The following is a 20,190-nucleotide window of genomic DNA, read 5'->3' on the forward strand; positions in this document are numbered from 1 at the left end:
TTATTTATCTATTTCATTTCGACCATTCAGTTGGATAAACCTATTTGTATATACAAGTATTGGAAAATGTATAGGCGTTACACAACGGCCTCTAAATGTTACAATACAGTTAACAAATAAATACATTTCTCCAAAGGGGGATCTCCATGCCGAAATTTATTTGTGTACAATGTGGAACCCAGTATGCTGACTCTGTAACGGAACCTCTTAAATGCTTGGTCTGCGAAGACGAAAGGCAGTATGTAAGGTGGGATGGACAAGCATGGACTACACTTGCTGTCATGCAAAATGACGGATTTGAAGTGGTTCCTTATGAGGAAGAACCTGGTTTATGGGGATTGGAATTAAATCGTTCCTTCGGAATAGGACAACGAGCTTTGTTGGTTCCAGGTGATAAAGGGAATATTTTATGGGACTGTATTCCTTATATTAACGATCGTGCCATTCAAATAGTAGAAGATTTAGGTGGGCTAGAAGCTATTGCTATTTCTCATCCTCACTATTATTCTACCATGGTAGAATGGGCAGATGCTTTTAATGTTCCGATTTATTTGCATGCATCCGATGTGGATTGGATCATGCGCCCCAGTGATAAAATCTCCCTTTGGGAAGGAGAAACTTTTCCGCTAACCCCTGATTTGGATTTGATCCATCTTGGTGGGCACTTTGATGGAGCTACAGTACTTTTATGGAAACAAGGCGCAGAAGGAAGAGGAAGTTTATTAACCGGAGATGTTATACAAGTTAACAGTGACCGCCATTATCTTAGTTTTATGTACAGTTATCCTAATCATATTCCTCTTTCCTGTAATACCATAAAAAGAATTGTAACCAAGTTAGAAACATATGAATTTGATCGAATCCATGGGGCTTGGAGAGAAAGATTTATTTGGGAAAATGCAAAAGAGAGATTAAAAGCCTCAGCTAAACGATATAAAAAATACTTAGAAGCCTAACTCCACAAGTGCTCCTGATAAGGGGGCACTTGTCTATTTTTATAGTTGATTGCTTTTGTTCATGTTCTATTCATAAATTCCCTTTATAGTAGCCAATAGAACGAGCGAAAGGAACGATAATATGGAAAATGTAAGTGTTTCGGCAAATGCGTATATACCTCCTCGAAGTAATCGCATTTTAGTAATGATCGGACTGATGTTAGGTTTGATTTTTTCTGAGCTGGATGAAACGGTTGTTAATACAGCATTGCCAACCATTATTCGTGATTTAGGAGGGTTGCCCTTATATGGTTGGGTTGCTGGCGTGTATATGCTATCCATGTCAGCGTTTATGCCCATTCTTGGTAAGTTGTCCGATTTATTTGGTCGAAGAAAGATTTATCTACTAGCGATGCTTTTGTTTATAAGTGGTTCAATCATATGCGGTTTATCGCATTCGATGACGTTATTATTAATAGGCCGAGGCATTCAAGGGATGGGGGCAGGGGGGTTAATGCCGCTTGCGATGACAATCTCAAGTGATTTATTTCCGATTGAACAGAGGGCAAAGCTCCAAGGGTTCATGGGACCGATTATGTTTATCCCGATGTTGTTAGGCCCGATGATGGGAGGATTCTTTGTTGATCAAATGAATTGGAATTGGATATTTTTTATCAATATTCCGGTAGGTGTTTTAGCAGCTGTATTACTTTTGATTGGTTTAAAAGAAACCACGCAAACAAAAAAAGTAATTATCGATTGGGCTGGGGCGTTTTTGCTTATGGCTTCGATAGTGACATTGTTAATTACACCTGTATTGGTTGAAAATCAAGGATTTACTTGGAGTTCTCCAGTTATACTCGGCTTGATTTTCCTTGGGATCGTCTTAATTGGTATATTTATTTGGGTAGAATCAAAAGTGAAAGAACCAATTATCCCATTGCATTTATTTAAAAACAGAAATATCTTAGTGTTGTCATTAATTGTGTTTGCCGTTGGCGTAGGGCTGATGGGATCTTTTTCATCATTCCCTTATTATGCACAACATGTACTAGGGTTAACACCCACGAATGCTGGTTACTTATCACTACCATTAATGGTAGGTGCAGTCGTTTCGTCTATCATTTGTGGTTTCTTATTGACAAAAGTTCGATATCGTGAATTGATGGCAATAGGATTCATTTTACCTGTTGTTGGTTTTTACTTATTTACTCATATTAATATTTCCACTACTGTAGTTCATATTATTCTTTTCTTCTTGATTACCGGCCTAGGTTTGGGAGTCTTATTTGGTGGAGATAATTTAATTGTTCAAGAATCAGTAGAAGAGAAATATAAAGGAGTAGCATTAGCGACTGTTCCCTTGTTTCAGACCATTGGCGCGACAGTAGGGGTAAGTGTATTTGGGACTTTGTTATCCTCGTCTCTGACAACTCATTTAGATGGCATTGGACATGGTTTAACGAATATAGGCAACATTGCCTCTGGGCAAATTCCATCTAACTTGTCTCCTGATATACTGATCCTGATCAAGACAGCAATCATTGGTGCATTCCAGCATATTTATCTATATGCATTCATTCTCTCTATACTTGTATTTGTTTTGTGTTGGTTCTTAAAGAAAGAAGTACTATTGTCTGAAAAGAAATCGATAGATGAATAGTGAGTATATACAACAGCCGAGTGACTAGTACTGGGCTGCTTATGCTTTTGAATACAATTGTATTTGATTTACCAAAAAGAGGGAGTGGTTGATTTGTCTTGAATAAAAAACATCCAAACATATGATTCTATGAATTTACAAATAGTCAAGAGTGCTAATCACTACTAGGCTAATTCGCTTAATTTATTCTTATTAGATTTCGTTTTTTTCTTTTATTTCTCAATACTATAGTTAACTTTTTCTAAAGAGATGAAATAGGAGGGTTACATGGACATCGAGATGAGTCCAATCTCCTTTGTTTTCTCCCTAATTAACGTTACAAAATTAACATTTTGTAACGTTGTAGCTTGTGGAATAGATACTGATCCAATTTTTTTGTTATTATTTGCTTTTGTCCTATTATTATTGATGCTTTTCCATCCAAAAGAAAGTTCTTAACCTGTGTTTTAATATCTGAAATAAATCAATCAAAGATAACAACCTTACATCCTCTCTCTATTCTTGGAGGAAGAGTGTTTTCCGCTTAATAAAAAACAACCCTAGTAAGAACCTAAGGTTGTTTCGTTTACATCTCATAGTAGATACTTTGCCAGATTTCTAGCTAATCGCAGTTGCATTCATCTTTTCCAGTTTTGGGACATTTCGAACGAATCATCTCATTCACCCCCTGAGTGGGAAATGGAAACACTCAGATGATTTCTCATCTTTTTTATTATACAAAAAAATAAAAATCGCATATACCTATGTTTTTGAAAAAATCAAAATCAGCTCTTCCCCATGCTTTTTTACCTTTCTTGTGGTAAAATGTTGAATGATTTATTTGCATGGAAAGGGAGAAAAATCATGAGTACACTCACAACAACAGAGAAATACCAAGTGTTGTTATATTATAAATATGTTCATATCGAAGATCACGAGACATTCACTAAACAGCATCTAGCTTTTTGTAAAGAATTGAACCTAAAAGGCAGAGTGTTGATCGCTTACGAAGGGATAAATGGTACTGTCTCTGGCACTAAAGAAGATACAGACAAATATATGGATTTCATGCATCAGCATCCTCTATTTCACGATATGAAATTTAAGATTGATGAACATGATGATCATGCTTTTAAAAAGCTTTCAGTCAGACCTCGTAAAGAAGTAGTAACTTGGAGATTGGATCAAGAAGTTGATCCGAGTGAAATCACAGGGAAACATTTGTCCCCGAAAGAGTTTAATGAGCATTTGAAACGTGATGATGTGATCATCATTGACGGAAGAAATGAATTTGAGTATGATCTTGGTCATTTCCGTGGTGCCATCCGACCCGATGTAAACACAACGAGAGAGTTTCCGGAATGGGTCCGCGATAACCTCAATGAATACAAAGATAAAAAAATCATAACCTATTGCACAGGTGGAATTAGGTGCGAAAAACTGACTAGTTTTCTCATTTCTGAAGGCTTTGAGGATGTAGCTCAACTGGATGGAGGCATTATTACGTATGGCAAAGATCCTGAAGTAAAAGGAGAATTATTCGATGGGAAATGCTATGTATTTGATGAGCGGATTTCTGTTCCGGTCAATCAGGTAGCACCTACTGTCATCGGAAAATGTTATCACTGTGATCAACCAGCCGAAACATATATCAATTGCGCTAATGATTTTTGCCATCGACAACACATCGTCTGCCCTACTTGTCAAGATGAACACCAACATTTTTGCTCAAAAAAATGCGAAGAGTTAGTTGTTGAAAAGCAAAAAGCTTGAGTTTCATTATCCTGCTTGTAGCGGGGTATTTTTTATAATAAAACTTGACAAATCTCATTATTTGTGTTATAATTTTGATTCGGATAATACTCTGGAGTAAAATAGTTATATCATTTACTTTGGAGGTAATACAATGTCCAAACTGATTCCACTAAAGTTAACTACTACCATGATGGGTAAAAGTAATACCATCTTCCCTGCTCTTTTGCAAGAAGATAATTTTTCGGTATTGATTGATACAGGGTATCCAGGCCAACTTTCTCTCCTTCAACAAGCACTAGAGAAAGTTGGTTCATCTTTGTCATTTGTTGAAAAAATTATCCTTACTCACCAAGATATAGATCACATTGGTAATGTGTCCAATCTCCTTAACATATCCTCTCATCCTATAGAAGTAATCGCTCCTTTATTAGAAAAACCATATATACAAGGAGAAAAAACATTACAGAAGCTTACACCAGAAGCCATTGCAATAGCGATAAAGAATCTCCCTTCAGATGTTTCTTTACAATGGAAACAAGCGTTTCAACATACATTAGAAAATCCCCCTACCGCAAAAGTAGATAAAACCGTAATAGGCGGGGATGAGCTTCCGTTTTTTGGAGGAATTAAAGTTATAGATACACCAGGACATACGATTGGCCATACAAGCTATTATCATAAGGTTAGTAAAACGCTAATTGCAGGAGATGCTCTGGCAGTAGAGAACAATGAACTAGTTATCCCTTCCCCATTACTCACTTTCGATATGAAAAAAGCAATAGAGTCTATCGGCCGCTTGACTCATTATGATATTGAAACTGTCCTATGTTACCATGGCGGAATATTCGATCTAGACGCTAATGATCGTATACTTGAGTTGTACCATTGTCATAAAAATAAATTGCTTTAATGCTGGTTTTCGATACTCCACATTTTTTCTTTATACCAACTTTTGGCGTGTCGCATAAATAAAACTGCATGTTTTACCATTTCTAATGCTTCGTAGATGGATGTTTCTTTTGGATAATAAGTATTCGCATGGTTATAAAATGCCCTAGCACTCTCTTTAAGTTGCTGTTTCGGAAGACAGTGGATTGCCATGTTTTTTGGCATATTCCATATTTGGATAGCATTTTTATGTTCTATAGCTAATATTTGATATATCAAAGGTGAAACCCTTGTGCATAGAAGTCGAATTAGGTGAGTTAACCGATCTTTGCCATGATCCAATAGTGAAGAAAGATACTCGGGTGTCTCTGTTAGCTTTATCAAGGATTCGTGAGCAGATTGTTTTAGTTGTTCGTTAGTTGCTTCTGGAACTGGTAGTCTCCCTGCTACTATTTTATATGTACCAGCTACTGGCCCAACGTAATCTCTTGGCAATTTTTTTGATAACGCTTTACATTGAATGTATCGAAATGGAGAGGTATTTATATTAGCCAGATCTTGATGGATTTTCAGATATAAATCTAGAGGAAGCATCCCATTTTCCTCAAAAATCTTATCTTCTAAGAACAATTGAAAATCAATATCGCTAGATCCTTTGATAAATCCACCTTTCATCGCTGAGCCATGAACAATAAGACCAATAAAATTGTTACTGGTGTGAGTTCGGTATACTCCCACTACCTGATTAGCGATTTTTTCCACTTCTTTTATCAAACTCTATGCCTCCCTTCTATAATTCAACAGTGACCAAACATATAATTTCTTCTAGCCAAAGGAAGCAGTTTCTTATTGTTAAAAATAAACCGCCTATCATTGGGCGGCTTTGTTTTTATTCTATTATTTTGCAAATAACCTATTTACGTAATTCAAATCTCCTTTGTGGGAACATTTCTACTGCTACTATAACACAGTATGTATATAATAGAAAATTCAAACGATGGACATGGATTTATTTGCAGGTATCTTTTTATTTTCGATAGACTATAGTTACAAAAAGAGTTTAGATAAGGATGATGAGAGAATGTTTCACTCTCGAAGACTACCCTCAAATATTAATCGACTTATTAGTGATTTTCCAGAAGATGTGCAGGATTTCTTTTTAGAAATGATTAGTGCTGAGAGATCACCTTTAACAATCGCCAATTATGCTTACGATTTTTCTTTGTTTTTTCGTTTTTTAAAAGAAAAGAACAAAGACATAGAATCATTAGATGCTCTCACGATCAAAAGGTTTTTTCGTTACATAGAAAATGGATATGAACGTACAATCTATGTCCAAACAGGAAAAGGTGAATGGATAACCAGAAAGCATTTTCACGAGAATACAAGGAGTGGAAAACAGAGAAAAAGAGCTTCTCTTCGTTCGCTGTTTCGTTATATGGTGACTGCACAAGTTCTCGATAAAGACCCAATGCAAGCTTATGAAGATGCTAGCTTGAGAACGAGATCAAAACAAAAAGTGCCTGTCTTCTTAACGATGGAGGAAGTGACTCGTCTTCTTCAAGCTGTTCAAACTTATCACAATCGAAAGACTACTATATCTTGGATTAAAACAAGAGATGTTTCCATTTTATTGCTTTTATTAAACACTGGGATGCGAGTATCTGAGTTAGTCAACTTAGATATGAATAGTTTGCAAAAAGCTGGTGATTCCCTGAGGATTGTGATCATGGGGAAAGGCGGAAAAGAACGGATGTTAAAATTGAATGCAGTTGTAGTTAGTTCTTTAGAGCGATATTTACAAGAACGACCTTCATCTCATGATCCTGCCCTTTTTCTAAATAAAAATGCTAACCGATTGAGCAGAAAAGGCATCTCTGAACTTATTACCAAATATGTTCGTGAAGCGAAACTCCCCCCCAAAGCTGCCAATATATCTCCACACAAACTTCGTCACACGCTTGCAACCATGCTGCTGTCAAATGGAGAGAATTTAAGGGTAGTGCAAGAGATTTTAGGTCATTCTAGTATCCAGACAACACAAATCTATACCCATGTGATCAATACAGAAAAAGATGATGCATTGGATAAGTTAGCATCCATACAAGCAGACATTCTCTAGAACAACCGTTTGATTTTTTAACCTTGTTTCGCTATAATGATACAGACCGATACAATATGTTCGGAATTTTCCGGGAGAAAAGGAGATGAGAGTGTGAAAAGTAATAAACTTTCAGAAAGACAACAAGCTATTTTAAACTATATACAAAAAGAAGTTTATGATAAAGGATATCCTCCTTCTGTAAGAGAGATCGGAGAAGCAGTAGGTTTAGCATCTAGTTCTACTGTACATGGACATCTTAATCGTCTAGAAAAAAAGGGTTATATCCGACGTGATCCAACAAAACCAAGAGCAATCGAGATTTTGGATCAAAATTCTAACGTATTGAAGAAAGATACTGTAATGGTACCACTTATAGGCAAAGTAACAGCAGGTGAACCAATTACAGCTGTAGAGAATATCGAAGACTACTTCCCTCTTCCTACACGAATTGCTGGAGAAGATCAGACTACTTTTTTACTATCTGTTCAAGGTGATAGCATGATAAATGCTGGAATTATGGATGGAGATTATGTTGTTGTCCGCCAGCAGAATACAGCTGATAATGGAGAAATTGTGGTAGCCATGACAGGAGAAGGAGAAGCAACAGTAAAACGCTTTTTTAAAGAAGGAGATCATATTCGTTTGCAACCAGAGAATGATCGCCTGCAACCATTACGTCTACCTCAAGTTACCATACTTGGTAAAGTAGTGAGCCTAATTAGAGAAATTGTATAATGACGAAAAATGCGCTTGTTATAGGAGCGAGCGGGCTAGTTGGTACTTCTTTGACTCGTTTGCTCTTTGATGACAACACACACGATAAAATACATATTCTCGTTAGGAAATCAACAAATTGGAAACATGACAAATTAGTTGAGCATGTCATCGATTTTGAACAACTCCCCCGTTCTTCAGAAATATTTCAAGTTGACAGTATATTTTGTTGCCTTGGAACTACCATAAAAAAAGCAAAAACAAAAGAAGCTTTTTATCGTGTGGATCATGATTATGTCATGGATGTTGGAAAATTAGCTGCTAAAAATAACATAAAATTTCTCGTCATCAGCTCGATGGGTGCAAATCCGAAATCGATGTTTTTCTATAACAGAGTAAAAGGTGAAATGGAGCAAGACTTACAAAAACTAAAGATTCCATCTCTACATGTTTTCCGTCCTTCCCTACTTTTAGGAGATAGATCAGAATTTCGACTGGGCGAAAAATTAGCAACTCCTTTCAGCAAATGGTTTCTTAGAGGTCCATTGAAGAAATACAAACCAAACCAAGTACAATCCGTAGCTCGAGCTATGATTCATGTTTCAAAAGAAGAAACATCAGGTTTTTATATATACGATTCCACAAGAATAGAAAAAATCGCAAAAAAGAACTGACTTATTATGTCAGTTCTTTTTTGAATTTCTTATTCTGTTGTAATTTGCCATTGTACGTCATATTTATCGACTACCATTCCATAGGACTCGCTCCAAAAAGTCTTTTGTAATGGCATATAGACTTTACCATCTTGAGATAGCTTGTCAAAGATAACTTTTGACTCTTCTACACTATTGACGACAATAGCAATCGAAACACGAGAGCCTGTTTGCTGTTGTTGACCTGGGAAAGTATCAGAAAACATCAGATTAGTTTCTCCGACTGTTAATAACGCATGTAAAACGCGATCTTTTGCTTCAGGTGGTAAAGAGAATGATGGATCTTCAGGCATTTCTCCAAAGGTTTGAACAGAAATCACTTTTGCACCAATAGCATCTTGATAAAATTGGATTGCTTCCTTTGTGTTACCATCCAAAGTAATGTATGGATTCATACGTAAAGCCATTGTTATCCCTCTTCCTTTCATTTTTTAACACGCTAGATATGTTACCATAGGAAACAATCAAACACAAACAAACGTTTCTTTTGTATATTTGTATTATTTCAAACCTTTGTTACACTAAAAATGAGACGTTTACATAGGAGGGTTTTCTATGGATTCTTTAAAAAAAGTACTCATAACCGGAGCTAACACTGGAATGGGCTTAGCAACATCTATTGCACTTGCAAAAGAAGGACATCATATTATAATGGCTTGTCGAAATGAAGAACGTGGGAAACGAGCTATAGAAGAAGCATGCATCCAAAGTGGTTCGGATAAAATTGAATTCATGATTCTCGATTTAGCTTCGCTCACAAGTATACGTGCATTTTCAAAACACTTCCAAGAAAAATACGATACTTTGGATATATTAATCAACAATGCTGGGGTCATTACTACCAAGCGAAAAGTAACCGAAGATGGATTTGAATCCATGATAGGAATAAATCATCTCGGACATTTTTTGTTGACCCATTTACTCTTGGAGACATTAAAGCATTCAAAAAGTGGACGAATCGTAATCGTTTCTTCAGGAGCATACAAATACGGAGCAATTCAATTTGATGATATGCATATGGAGAAAAAATTTTCTAATTTTACAGGTTATGGAAAATCTAAACTTGCTAATATTTTATTTACCAAGGAACTAAGTGATCGACTAGAAGGTACGAAAATAACGGCCAATTGTTTACATCCGGGTGCTGTCTCTACCAATATAGGAGTGGATCGGGAAACGGGCTTCGGAAAAGGTATTCATACTCTACTGCGGCCGTTCTTTTTAACACCTTTGCAAGGAGCTCAAACAGCTATTTATTTGGCTAAAAGTCCAGAAGTTGAAGGAGTTTCTGGTGAATATTTTTATAAGAAAAAAATAAAGAAACTATCAGGTTCAGCTACAGATAGTGATTTAGCCAAACAACTTTGGCAGTGGAGTGAACAACAAGTCGGGATTCAGCCTATTGACAAGGTGAAATAATAGAAACATAAAGATACTTTTCGAGTTATTGTCGTCGTTATATCAGGGTGTTGAGGGGTCGTAATAGCCGGCGCCCTATTGGTTACCGATTTTCAAACTAACGAACCCACAACCTTGATCTAACGACAATGGTCCCGTACGATCTCTGAATTTGATTTTGGCTCCTGTTTTGAGTTTTGGCACTATTTTATCAGCCCTTTCTAATTTCTCCATTCATGCTATACTTTAACCAAACGGAAGAATAAGGAGTTTCTGTGCCTCAAATGCGAGCCAGTAACCGCCGTGTGGTAGATGCAGCCACCCGTAGTGCAACAACCCCCGGAACTGGAGGGTCTGCCCATTTGACCGACACTTCGAAGAAGTATAATCGGAGGTCGGAACCGGAGGACCCCTTCAACAGCTTGGGAAGTGACGCTTCGAAGGAACGACGGCAAGCGATCTCCCGTATGAGCAGCACCTGATCCCGTTTTCATGGTAGCTAAAGCTGCCCAGCCCGATCATTAGAATTTGTTTCTGATGGTCGGGCGTTGTTATTTTTGATCTGTTTTAAAGTATGATCTTATCACCTCTCATATAATTCTTACTGTTTCGTATAATCGAGAGAAACGGATTCGAGATTTGTCAACAACTGTCAATGACTTTGAAATGATGCGTGCAAATACAGTTGTCTATCACGGAAATAACCACCATTAGGTCCTTTTTCATCTATTGTAGCTAACCAAACAGCAGTATCTGCTCCTTCTTCTAGGGTATTAGGTGCATCAGAACCTCATTTAAAGCTTTTAATAGGTGATCTCATTCAGGACGATCTTTAATTCTGCTTTATAAATAACAACAGCCACTTGTTTTGAAGAACATTTTTCATATATAAATTTGTTCTTGTGCTAAGGAAATAAATAGAAAAAAGCTGATCCTAGTTAGGATCAGCTTTTTTCAGTGCTATTTTGAAACAAGGGAAGAAGCATTAACGAAATGTTCAATTCGATTAAAAGCCTCTTTTAAGTTATCCATAGATGTTGCATAAGAGATACGTATATAGTCGTCTGCTCCAAATGCAGACCCTGGGACAACAGCTACTAATTCCTCTTTTAGGAGTGCTGTAGACCACTCGTCAACAGATGAATATTTGTTACCAAGAGCTTCTTTTACATGAATAAAAGCGTAGAATGCACCTGGCGGAGTAATACAACGGAATCCTTTAATGTTTTGAATTCGATTGATCACATAATCTCGCCTTTCTTTAAATGCTGCTTTCATTTGAACGACAGGTTCTTGAGGGCCTGTGAGAGCAGCGATGGCCGCATATTGAGATACAGAGGTAGGATTAGATGTACTGTGACTTTGCAAATCAGTCATAGCTTGGATGATTTCTTGGGGACCTGCTGCATATCCAATACGCCATCCCGTCATAGCATAAGTTTTGGATACACCTGTAATGATAATGGTACGTTTGAAAAATGATTCTTCCAATGTAGCGATACTCACATGAGGTTTATTATCATAGATAAGATGTTCATAAATTTCATCAGACACGATCAACAAATCATGCTTTACAGCTATATTTCCTAACTCACGAAGTTCTTGAGAGCTATATATCATCCCGGTTGGGTTGGAGGGTGAATTAATGATAATTGCTTTTGTTTTATCAGAAATAGCTGCTTCTAACTGCTCAGCTGTAATCTTTAAATTGTTTTCTTCTTTAGACTCCACTACGATAGGCTTTCCACCAGCTAGTTTTACTTGTTCTATGTAACTTACCCAATATGGAGCAGGGATAATTACTTCGTCGTCTTCATTTAAAATGACTTGGAAAAGGTTATAGAGCCCTTCTTTTCCTCCAACTGTCACCATAACCTCTTTAGCTGAATACGTAAGTCCATTTTCAGTTGAAAATTTGTCGATAACCGCATCCTTGAGTTCTTTGATTCCGCCTGAAGCAGTGTACTTGGTAAAGCCTTTATCCATAGCTTCTTTTGCAGCAGAAAGGATGTGCTCAGGTGTATTAAAATCTGGTTCACCAGCACCTAATGCTACTACATTGTGGCCTTGTTGCTTTAATGCGTTTGCTGTTGCAGTGATAGCCAATGTAGGGGAGGGTGTTAGTTGCTTTACGCGATCAGAAAGTGTCATATTTTTCTCCTTTATCTCCAATTATCTGGTTTGTTTTCTTTATGATAACACCTTTACTGTTGGTCGACCAGTTGTTTTGCTTCTCTTGCAATCATTAACTCTTCATTGGTCGGAACTACTAAAACTTTCACTCTGGAATTTGGGGTGCTGATTTCTCTTGTTTTTTTGGAGCGAATATTGTTTTCGGAGTTATCTAACTCGATACCAAAAAAACTAAGCTCTCTGCATACCTCTTGCCTTACAAAGGAAGAGTTTTCTCCTACTCCAGCTGTAAAAAGTAATATATCTACACCATTCATCGCTGCAATATAAGATCCAATTGTTTTACGAAGTTTGTACAAATACATATCTATTGCTAATTTTGCTTGTTCATTTCCTTCTTCCATTGCTTGAGTTACTTCGCGCATGTCACTAGACATTCCCGTAACTCCTAATAATCCACTGTGTTTATTCATCATGGATTGAATTTCGCTTAAAGTTAAGTCTTCTTTTGCGATCACATAAGGTACAATAGCAGGATCAATATCACCACAACGTGTCCCCATCATTAATCCTTCTAAAGGGGTCATCCCCATACTTGTATCAACAGATACTCCATGATTGATCGCAGTAACACTGGCACCATTACCAATATGTGCTGAAATAATTTTTAAGTCCACTAATGGTTTCTCTATAAATACAGCAGCTTGTTCAGACACATATTTATGAGAAGTTCCATGAAATCCATAACGGCGAATTTTGTGGCGAGTATACAATACGTATGGCAAAGGGTATAAATAGACATGTTTTGGCATTGTTTGGTGAAAGGCAGTATCAAAGACAGCAACATGAATCGCTTCAGGTAACCGTTGCTCTGCAGCAGCAATCCCTAAAAGATTCGGGGGATTATGCAAAGGAGCTAAGTCAACAGTTTTACGAATAGCTTGTCTTACTTCACTTGTGATCACTGCTGATTCAGAAAAAAACTCTCCACCATGTACAACCCTGTGACCAACTGCAATCACTTCTTTTTCACTAGCAATTACACCATCTTTATTATCCATCAAAAGCCGGAGGACAAGATTTAAGCCCTCACGGTGATCTAAAATCTCTGCTGTTTTCAGCATCTCTTCTTTACCTGTCACTTGATAGGTGATGATAGCACTTTCTGTTCCGATCTTTTCTACCAAACCTTCAACAATTACAGATTCGTCTTCCATTTCAAATAATTCATATTTTATAGAAGAACTCCCACAATTTATAACTAAAATTTTCATTTCTTTCCGCTCCGTTTCTTGGTTCCTTCCATATTATTTATCATAGGCATACGATTGATACTATACTCTTTTTGGCTCTCCATAAGAGGAAAACAAGAACATGAAAAAACAAATCGTCGTTGCCAAAGAGTCTCAATAGCGCGTGGAGAATAGTATTGCCGGACATAGTCAACTGCTAAGTGATTGGGTACACCATCAAGCACTGCAAGACATGCAAGTGCAGTTCCGGTTCGTCCTTTTCCTCCTGAACAAGCGATTTCTAAACGCTCAACTTTAGCACGTTCCCATGTCTCTCGTAACGCTTCAGCAGCTGTAACACAGTTGGAAGGTAGCCGAAAGTCAGGCCAACGAATCCACCGGTTCTCCCATGCTACGGATGGTGGCTGATGTGACAATAGAAAGAGTGCAAATCTAGGTTTGTAACCCCGGCGAATGTGGACGTCTTAGTGCCCGTCCTCGGACGAGTCTTCCGGAAGGAAGTCGTAGCACACCTTCTGAAATGGGGTCCCGTGTATCGATCATAACGCTATCCTCCTACTGAAAATGACCATTTTAACATTATCTTATATGTATGTTTTCAGTAAATGGGATTCAAAACTAAATTCATCAGCAGTTACCATTATGTATAAAAACCAGCTATAGAAAGCTGGTTTTTGGTTACAATCGATTTCCATCTTTATCGTACTTAAAAAACCCTTCTCCGGTCTTAATCCCTAAATGACCTGCCCGAACCATCTTTTTTAATAAAGGAGCTGGGCGGAATTTGGTATCTCCAAACTCCCTGTACAAACGTTCCAATGCTGCTAACACAGAATTTAACCCAAATCTGTCAGCCATTTCAAATGGACCAAATGCAAAATGGTAGCCATGTTTCATGGCAAAATCAATTTCATTCGCTTCAGCAACGCCTTCCATCAATATATAAGTTGCTTCATTAATAAACAGAACAATCATTCTTGTGGTTACAAAACCCGGAGATTCAAAAACCTCTACTCCCGTTAACTGAAGTGTTGTCAACAACATTCGAAGGTCAGCTACGGTTTCTTCAGATGTTTTTAAACCTCGAACTACTTCCACCAAGGGGCGTTTGGTTACAGGATATACAAAATGTAGGCCAACAACTTTTTTCGGTCGATTGGTTACAGCTGCTATCTCAGTTAAGCTCAGTGTGGATGTATTACTTGCTAAAAGCACATCTTCCCGACAAAGCTCATCACATATTTGAAAAACAGCTTTTTTGGTGCTCATATCTTCAACTACAGATTCGATAACAAAATCTGCGTTTCTCAGAAGTTCTATATTTGAAGTAAATACAATTCGGGATAACGTTATTTTTTTCTCTGCGGTTGTAATCCCCCATTTTGATAACTTTTTATCTAGGCTCTGTTCAATTTTCCCTTTTGCATACTGGGCTAATTCTTCTGTCTTTTCTAATAACAAAACTTCATACCCCTTGGAAGCACACAATTCAGCAATTCCTTGTCCCATCGTACCTCCGCCAATAACAGCGATTTGTTGTATTTCATCTGCCAAAACAAGATGCTCCTTCCCTAGCTCACTAGTTCTCGTGCTAACAAATCCCGAAATTGATCTCCGTCCAATCTCTCTTCTATTAACAGGATGTTCAAGCATTCTTGGAGAAATGAATAGTGCTGCTTGGTGATACTTAAAGTCTGTTTATACAACTCATCCAAAATATGAGTAACTTCTTTGGATAATATGTCAGGATCGATCAAAGACATATCGATTATCCCCAAAGAAGAAAGTCCTGTATCAATCATCGTTTTACACAGTTGTATTGCTTGTTCATAATCGTTTTTTGCTCCAGTGGATCGATTTTGATACCATACTTCCTCGGCTGCTGTTCCAGCTAAGCAAATCATGACTTGCTTTTCAAGTTGAGCTTTCGTGTGTAAATAACGATCTTCTTTAGGATGATGTCGGACATATCCTAACGCTTGACCACGGGGGGTAAGCACCACTTGGGCGACAGAATTAGGTTCCAATAACTCAGCAACTAAAGCATGTCCCAATTCATGGATAGCAACCCTTTTTTTATCTTCCATAGAGGTAGAACGATCAATTTGTTCTCCCATTAGAACTTTATCTACAGCTTGGGAAAAATGAATCATTTTAATTTGCTTTGCCTCATCTCTCATCGCATATATTGCTGCTTCATTTACGACACTTGCCAAACCAGCACCAGAAAAGCCAAATGTCTCCCTTGCAATCTTATCAAGATCTACCTCATCATGTATTGGTTTACCCTTAACATGAAGCGATAAAATGTGTTTACGACCTGTCTTATCTGGCAAATCCACTGCTATATGTCGATCGAATCTTCCAGGGCGCGTTAATGCTAAGTCTAACAAATCTTTTCGGTTCGTTGCTGCAATTACAAAAACTGGGATGTCATTCTTCTTTATTCCATCCATTTCCGTTAATAATTGATTGAGCGTTTGGTCATACTCTTTATGTTGAGAGCCTTCCCGTTTAGCACCAATCACATCAATCTCATCAATAAAAATAACTGCTCTATTCTTCTTTTTGCTTTTTGCTGTTTTTCTAGCTCGAGCAAATAATTGACGTACACGATTTGCACCAACCCCTACGTACATCTCAACGAATTCACTACCAGATGCAGTAAGAAAAACGGCATCTGAATAATGAGCTGCTGCTTTGGCCATCAATGTTTTACCTGTTCCAGGCGGTCCAGTTAATAGGATTCCTTTTAGGGGTTGTATTCCATAATCTTTCATCTTTTCTTGTTGGATTAAAAAATCGAGTGCTTCCATTAACTCTTGTTTTGCCTTTGTTTGTCCTCCGATGTCTGTAAATTGGATATTTGGAACAGTGTTACGTTGGTCTTGTGAACTACCTTTATTCCAACGCGATCCGACTTTTGTTCCAGCACTGGAGTAGTACCAAATCGCTATACCAATACCTATGATTACTATCATAGGTAACATTGGCACACCCAAATAAGCAAGAAATAAAAAAGTTCCTAACCCTGCTCCGATGAATGGAATATACATACTATTTCACCACCTTTATTGGTAAAATTCGGACCCATGTTTTATTTTCGTCCTTTAGTGAAAGATAAACATACTGATCATCTATATATAATTGATAAGACAGACGATATTTAGAGGAAATTTGCTTAACAGTAGTTTGAATTAACGTGTACTTTCCGGTCTCTAGTCCTTCTTTTACTCCAAACACCATCTCATGCCATGCCATTTTCACTTTTTTTGATTGAGGATTGGTGAAAGTAATATACCATTTTCCTTTACCAAGATATTTATCCAGTTGTATGGTTACTTCTGGGAATTCATCTGAGAAATCGTAGGTTGGTTTCACGTTTAACTGCACTTCTATACCTTCAGTATCCATTTCTATTTTTGTGAGAGAAATATCTTTTTGAGCATTGATTACATCTCTTATAGGCTTTTCTATTTTAAAGTACTGATAACCTTGGTATCCTCCAAAAAGCACAATTAACGTGACAACCAAACTAATCATAATGACTTTTATTTGTTTTGTCATGATCGTCACGCACCTCCAGTTTTTCGGTATATCAGAAAAATACACTATGTAGTATATCATATGTTATATACATCCGTAGGAAGGAAAGATTGGAAACAAGAAAAAAAGACCGGAAATACGGTCTTTCTAAAATGTGTAAGACATACCTTCTATTCGTAAGGTGATACTATAGATACACCGCAAGGGAGGGTATTAGATGTCTACTTGTTGGTTGTACGATTTGTTGGAAACTCATTTGTCTGAGGTACAACTAGGTAAGGTGGAATCTTTTATTCATGCGGAATCATGGGCCTCCCCCGCAGCCCGATACCGAAATTGGAACGAAGATGAAGATCCACCATTACGTTTTCGATTGGATATTGATGTAGAAACATAACTTTGGTTAGTCTTAGTTTTTCAAAAAATCTTCTACCTATTCCTTCGCCAGTTTTTACCTGTTTTTTATGTACGAATAAGTCCAGAAAATCAATGTTTATTGTGTCCTTTATTTTCGTCTCAATGTATAGTACTCCGCGGGCAAATGGCGGGCATCATTGGGGCAGATGAAAAGCCAGTATCCCTTATTAGACTGGCTTTTTTTGGTCTTTCGACATGCTTTTTACTGTGAGACCATTCTTGGTTGATCCTATATAACAATATGAGATATAAAAACCAGCAAACAGCGACTGAACACTCTTATCCACCTAAACTTCCTCTGTTTTTTCACTCTCGTAGAAAACAAATGGAAACTTTGTTTGCTTCTTTTGCGATGTATTTCGCCTTACTCATTTAAAGCCTAACTCTAATCGGCTATGAATTTGCTTTGGAAGCAATTCTTTTTGCTTCTTCTGTTCTCGTTTATTGAACGATTCTAAAAAATGGAACAGTACCAAATGAATCAATCAGATTTTCAATTAGCACCACAAATTATGTTATAATTATTCCAACTAATCTAGCAATTCTCTATACTTGGTAGGGATGGATCTAGATAGTAGAAAGAGAGAAAATGTCACCTACAGCATATGCATTCAGGGAATTCGTGCTGAAGATATATGAACTATGCAATCTTGCATGCACGTATTGCTTTGTCTACGAAAAAGCAGACAAGAGCTATCAGCGTCGCCCTGTGACTATGTCTGAAAAAGTCATCGCTGACACAGCCATGCGTATTGCAAAGCACGTACACACCCATCAGTTGGACAGCATCAGACTGGTCCTTCATGGTGGTGAGCCATTGATGGCTGGATGGAAGCTACTCATCAAGTGCGTGAGAAAAGTACGTGAGACTGTTGGTGAGCAGTGTTCTGTTATTGTGGTTATACAAACCAATGGGACACTACTCACTGAGCAAATTATTCAAAAACTGGCTTCAGAGAATATTGGTATTGGAGTCAGTCTGGACGGTGGATCTGATACATTCAACCGCCATCGAGTGAACCATGTTGGAAGATCTACATGGAAGAGGACAGCAATGGGTCTAGAGCTACTTAAGCAACACCCTGAGGTATACAACGGTATCCTTTGTGTGATCGACGTAGAAAACGATCCAGTCGAAGTCTATGAATCACTGCTCCGATTCAATCCACCCTCCATGGACTTTTTGCTGCCACTTGGCAATCACTCTGATCCGCCACCGGGATTGCCATCTACCTCTACTCTCTATGGGGACTGGCTTGTCAAACTGTTTGATCGATGGTTTGATGACAAAGCTGAGTACAGACCAGAGATCCGTTACTTTATGGAGATCATGTATCTTCTCCTGGGGGAACCCAGTACGATCGAGTCGCTGGGTCTCTCTCCATACGCAGGAATCGTTGTCGAAACAGATGGAACCATCCAACAGGTCGATGCACTCAAGTCAACCTACGAAGGTGCGCCTGAGACTGGACTGAATGTGCATCATCACGATTTTGACGAGGCTCTAGAACACCCAGGTGTCATTGCTCGTCAAATCGGCCTAAAAGCACTGGGACCTGAATGCCAGGTATGCTATTTGAAAACGGTGTGTGGTGGTGGCTATTACCCCCATCGTTACCAAGAAACAAACGGTTTTCTTAACCGGTCCGTCTACTGTCATGATTTGCAAAGAATCATCGTGCATATCTCGAACCGTCTTCAAGGTGAGATTGCACATATCCCCCTCTAATACATCAGAGAAATAGGTGTGAGAGGTAACAGCCCCCCTTGTATGTTCGTTCAAGGGGGGTAGTCATTTAACTATTTTATTACTAGTTTTGCTCTTATATATATCTTTTTCAATAAAATACAATCGCCCCCTCTCCAATTTCCGTTGGAGAGGGGGCGATTTCCTACCTAGTAGGAGTTCTAGTTCTTAGAGATCCCTCAACTTTCCTCACGGCCCCGACGGGACCTGCTCTGGAAAAGACTGAAGGTTCCTACTCGACCACAGCCGAGTCCTTCAGCGAGGAGGAGCAGAACAGGATGTTCGCTCTGCCTGAGAACCTCTCCGATCTCGGCGCGTGACGGCGCGTCCAGAGATGTCAGAGGTGATGACATCTGAATTTCCCTTCGAAGATTCGAAATCCTGGGAACCTTCTTGGTTCTAGGATTCTTACTTCCCACGCCAGATTTCTCCTTTTCTAATCTACTGACTATGGGTTCTTATTTCATTATATATGGTTAGGAAACGAAAAACAAAACACTTTTGGTGATGCAAGTTTTATACTCAACTTCCCGAAAAATCCATCAAAAGAAAGCGCGGGAGCTGCCAAATATCTTCGTAAAAAGGGACCAGATTTATGAGTATATTCCGTCACTAGCGTACGGAGTTGGAAATCGAAGTGCGCCAAAGACAAATAAGAAATTGCCTTATGTACCAACAGAGGATGAGATGAAGAACTATTATGAAGCCATTATCAAGTTGAACAGACGTGGATTTTCAACGATGCCAGATTCGAGTGAATCAAGGTAAAGGAAAAAAGGATAGAATTGTCCCGTTTCCCTCTACATGCTGATAGCTTGGAGAAAAAAGGGGCCACTTATTTATTTGAGTCTTCTTGGAAGAAAAAAATTCGAATCATGGTGTTCGGAAGATCCTAGAAAAATATACAGATCAGGTTCCCTAGTAAGGCAATGTCCGACTGGTGTG

At 38.1% G+C, this 20,190-nt stretch carries 19 protein-coding genes; 11 read left to right on the top strand and 8 right to left on the bottom strand.

Translation table 11 applies throughout. From position 1 onward, the window contains the following. Nucleotides 1–146: 146 nt before the first annotated feature. The 4 genes from AC5WOE_RS07900 to AC5WOE_RS07915 all read left to right on the top strand — a co-directional run bounded on the left by AC5WOE_RS07900 (nt 147) and on the right by AC5WOE_RS07915 (nt 5,242). Nucleotides 147–956: an MBL fold metallo-hydrolase gene (locus AC5WOE_RS07900; protein WP_496050466.1), complete on the top strand. Its 810-nt coding sequence runs from the start codon at nt 147–149 to the stop codon at nt 954–956. A gap of 121 nt (nt 957–1,077) precedes the next feature. Then, complete coding sequence (locus AC5WOE_RS07905) at nt 1,078–2,598, top strand: MDR family MFS transporter (RefSeq protein ID WP_496052305.1); 1,521 nt, start codon at nt 1,078–1,080, stop codon at nt 2,596–2,598. Between the two features lie 843 nt (nt 2,599–3,441). Then, nucleotides 3,442–4,350: an oxygen-dependent tRNA uridine(34) hydroxylase TrhO gene (trhO, locus tag AC5WOE_RS07910; RefSeq protein ID WP_496052306.1), complete on the top strand. Its 909-nt coding sequence runs from the start codon at nt 3,442–3,444 to the stop codon at nt 4,348–4,350. A 133-nt stretch (nt 4,351–4,483) separates the two neighbouring features. After that, nucleotides 4,484–5,242 carry an MBL fold metallo-hydrolase gene (locus AC5WOE_RS07915; RefSeq protein ID WP_496052307.1) on the top strand — a complete coding sequence of 253 codons (759 nt, stop codon included), beginning with the start codon at nt 4,484–4,486 and terminating at the stop codon, nt 5,240–5,242. Here the strand turns inward: AC5WOE_RS07915 and AC5WOE_RS07920 are convergent. Next, nucleotides 5,239–5,994 (bottom strand): hypothetical protein, encoded by a 756-nt coding sequence (locus AC5WOE_RS07920; protein WP_496050471.1) that lies wholly within the window; start codon nt 5,992–5,994, stop codon nt 5,239–5,241. The two genes, AC5WOE_RS07915 and AC5WOE_RS07920, sit on opposite strands and share 4 nt — an antisense overlap. Before the next feature lie 307 nt (nt 5,995–6,301). Here AC5WOE_RS07920 and AC5WOE_RS07925 point away from each other — a divergent pair, with 307 nt between their 5' ends. The 3 genes from AC5WOE_RS07925 (at nt 6,302) to AC5WOE_RS07935 (ending at nt 8,712) form a co-directional block, all read left to right on the top strand. Next, nucleotides 6,302–7,342: a tyrosine-type recombinase/integrase gene (locus tag AC5WOE_RS07925; RefSeq protein ID WP_496050472.1), complete on the top strand. Its 1,041-nt coding sequence runs from the start codon at nt 6,302–6,304 to the stop codon at nt 7,340–7,342. A 93-nt stretch (nt 7,343–7,435) separates the two neighbouring features. Next, nucleotides 7,436–8,059, top strand: a complete 624-nt coding sequence (gene lexA / locus AC5WOE_RS07930) for a transcriptional repressor LexA (RefSeq protein WP_496050473.1) — start codon at nt 7,436–7,438, stop codon at nt 8,057–8,059. Continuing rightward, nucleotides 8,059–8,712, top strand: a complete 654-nt coding sequence (locus AC5WOE_RS07935) for an oxidoreductase (protein ID WP_496052308.1) — start codon at nt 8,059–8,061, stop codon at nt 8,710–8,712. Before lexA ends, AC5WOE_RS07935 begins: the two co-directional genes overlap by 1 nt. Before the next feature lie 29 nt (nt 8,713–8,741). Here the strand turns inward: AC5WOE_RS07935 and AC5WOE_RS07940 are convergent, their stop codons facing one another. Then, a complete protein-coding gene (locus tag AC5WOE_RS07940) occupies nt 8,742–9,158 on the bottom strand; it encodes a VOC family protein (RefSeq protein ID WP_496050475.1) in 417 nt (138 codons plus the stop codon). Between the two features lie 148 nt (nt 9,159–9,306). On the opposite strand from AC5WOE_RS07940, the gene AC5WOE_RS07945 reads away from it, so the two are divergent. Further along, entirely contained in the window at nt 9,307–10,170 is an 864-nt protein-coding gene (locus AC5WOE_RS07945; RefSeq protein ID WP_496052309.1) for an SDR family oxidoreductase, read from the top strand. Between the two features lie 254 nt (nt 10,171–10,424). After that, nucleotides 10,425–10,631, top strand: coding sequence for a hypothetical protein (locus AC5WOE_RS07950; RefSeq protein WP_496050477.1), 207 nt, complete (start codon nt 10,425–10,427; stop codon nt 10,629–10,631). 478 nt (nt 10,632–11,109) lie between these two features. Here AC5WOE_RS07950 and AC5WOE_RS07955 read toward each other — a convergent pair whose 3' ends face one another. From AC5WOE_RS07955 to AC5WOE_RS07980, 6 genes are all read right to left on the bottom strand, one after another. Further along, on the bottom strand, nt 11,110–12,300 hold the full coding sequence (locus tag AC5WOE_RS07955; protein WP_496050478.1) for a pyridoxal phosphate-dependent aminotransferase: 1,191 nt from the start codon (nt 12,298–12,300) through the stop codon (nt 11,110–11,112). Nucleotides 12,301–12,353: 53 nt separating this feature from the next. Continuing rightward, on the bottom strand, nt 12,354–13,556 hold the full coding sequence (locus tag AC5WOE_RS07960; RefSeq protein ID WP_496050479.1) for an acetate/propionate family kinase: 1,203 nt from the start codon (nt 13,554–13,556) through the stop codon (nt 12,354–12,356). Then, nucleotides 13,553–13,951: a protein-tyrosine phosphatase family protein gene (locus tag AC5WOE_RS07965; protein ID WP_496052310.1), complete on the bottom strand. Its 399-nt coding sequence runs from the start codon at nt 13,949–13,951 to the stop codon at nt 13,553–13,555. The genes AC5WOE_RS07960 and AC5WOE_RS07965 overlap by 4 nt, the downstream gene beginning before the upstream one ends. A 262-nt stretch (nt 13,952–14,213) precedes the next feature. Beyond that, nucleotides 14,214–15,089 carry a 3-hydroxyacyl-CoA dehydrogenase family protein gene (locus AC5WOE_RS07970; RefSeq protein ID WP_496052311.1) on the bottom strand — a complete coding sequence of 292 codons (876 nt, stop codon included), beginning with the start codon at nt 15,087–15,089 and terminating at the stop codon, nt 14,214–14,216. 17 nt (nt 15,090–15,106) lie between these two features. Beyond that, nucleotides 15,107–16,591, bottom strand: a complete 1,485-nt coding sequence (locus AC5WOE_RS07975; RefSeq protein ID WP_496050482.1) for an AAA family ATPase — start codon at nt 16,589–16,591, stop codon at nt 15,107–15,109. 1 nt (nt 16,592) lies between these two features. Then, on the bottom strand, nt 16,593–17,102 hold the full coding sequence (locus tag AC5WOE_RS07980) for a hypothetical protein (protein WP_496050483.1): 510 nt from the start codon (nt 17,100–17,102) through the stop codon (nt 16,593–16,595). Between the two features lie 196 nt (nt 17,103–17,298). Between AC5WOE_RS07980 and AC5WOE_RS07985 the strand changes: the two genes are divergently transcribed. Together AC5WOE_RS07985 and AC5WOE_RS07990 are read left to right on the top strand one after the other, a co-directional pair. After that, nucleotides 17,299–17,478 carry a hypothetical protein gene (locus tag AC5WOE_RS07985; RefSeq protein ID WP_496050484.1) on the top strand — a complete coding sequence of 60 codons (180 nt, stop codon included), beginning with the start codon at nt 17,299–17,301 and terminating at the stop codon, nt 17,476–17,478. Nucleotides 17,479–18,087: 609 nt separating this feature from the next. Continuing rightward, a complete protein-coding gene (locus tag AC5WOE_RS07990; protein WP_496052312.1) occupies nt 18,088–19,227 on the top strand; it encodes an FxsB family cyclophane-forming radical SAM/SPASM peptide maturase in 1,140 nt (379 codons plus the stop codon). Nucleotides 19,228–20,190 lie beyond the last annotated feature (963 nt).

This window comes from Shimazuella sp. NTD248 (assembly GCF_059510395.1).

Coding starts and splice junctions, on each gene's coding strand:
- AC5WOE_RS07960 (WP_496050479.1), bottom strand. CDS start 13,556: ATGAAAATTTTAGTTATAAATTGTGGGAGTTCTTCTATAAAATATGAA.
- AC5WOE_RS07905 (WP_496052305.1), top strand. CDS start 1,078: ATGGAAAATGTAAGTGTTTCGGCAAATGCGTATATACCTCCTCGAAGT.
- AC5WOE_RS07935 (WP_496052308.1), top strand. CDS start 8,059: ATGACGAAAAATGCGCTTGTTATAGGAGCGAGCGGGCTAGTTGGTACT.
- AC5WOE_RS07915 (WP_496052307.1), top strand. CDS start 4,484: ATGTCCAAACTGATTCCACTAAAGTTAACTACTACCATGATGGGTAAA.
- AC5WOE_RS07955 (WP_496050478.1), bottom strand. CDS start 12,300: ATGACACTTTCTGATCGCGTAAAGCAACTAACACCCTCCCCTACATTG.
- AC5WOE_RS07940 (WP_496050475.1), bottom strand. CDS start 9,158: ATGGCTTTACGTATGAATCCATACATTACTTTGGATGGTAACACAAAG.
- AC5WOE_RS07925 (WP_496050472.1), top strand. CDS start 6,302: ATGTTTCACTCTCGAAGACTACCCTCAAATATTAATCGACTTATTAGT.
- AC5WOE_RS07985 (WP_496050484.1), top strand. CDS start 17,299: ATGTCTACTTGTTGGTTGTACGATTTGTTGGAAACTCATTTGTCTGAG.
- trhO (WP_496052306.1), top strand. CDS start 3,442: ATGAGTACACTCACAACAACAGAGAAATACCAAGTGTTGTTATATTAT.
- AC5WOE_RS07900 (WP_496050466.1), top strand. CDS start 147: ATGCCGAAATTTATTTGTGTACAATGTGGAACCCAGTATGCTGACTCT.
- AC5WOE_RS07990 (WP_496052312.1), top strand. CDS start 18,088: ATGTCACCTACAGCATATGCATTCAGGGAATTCGTGCTGAAGATATAT.
- AC5WOE_RS07980 (WP_496050483.1), bottom strand. CDS start 17,102: ATGACAAAACAAATAAAAGTCATTATGATTAGTTTGGTTGTCACGTTA.
- AC5WOE_RS07945 (WP_496052309.1), top strand. CDS start 9,307: ATGGATTCTTTAAAAAAAGTACTCATAACCGGAGCTAACACTGGAATG.
- AC5WOE_RS07975 (WP_496050482.1), bottom strand. CDS start 16,591: ATGTATATTCCATTCATCGGAGCAGGGTTAGGAACTTTTTTATTTCTT.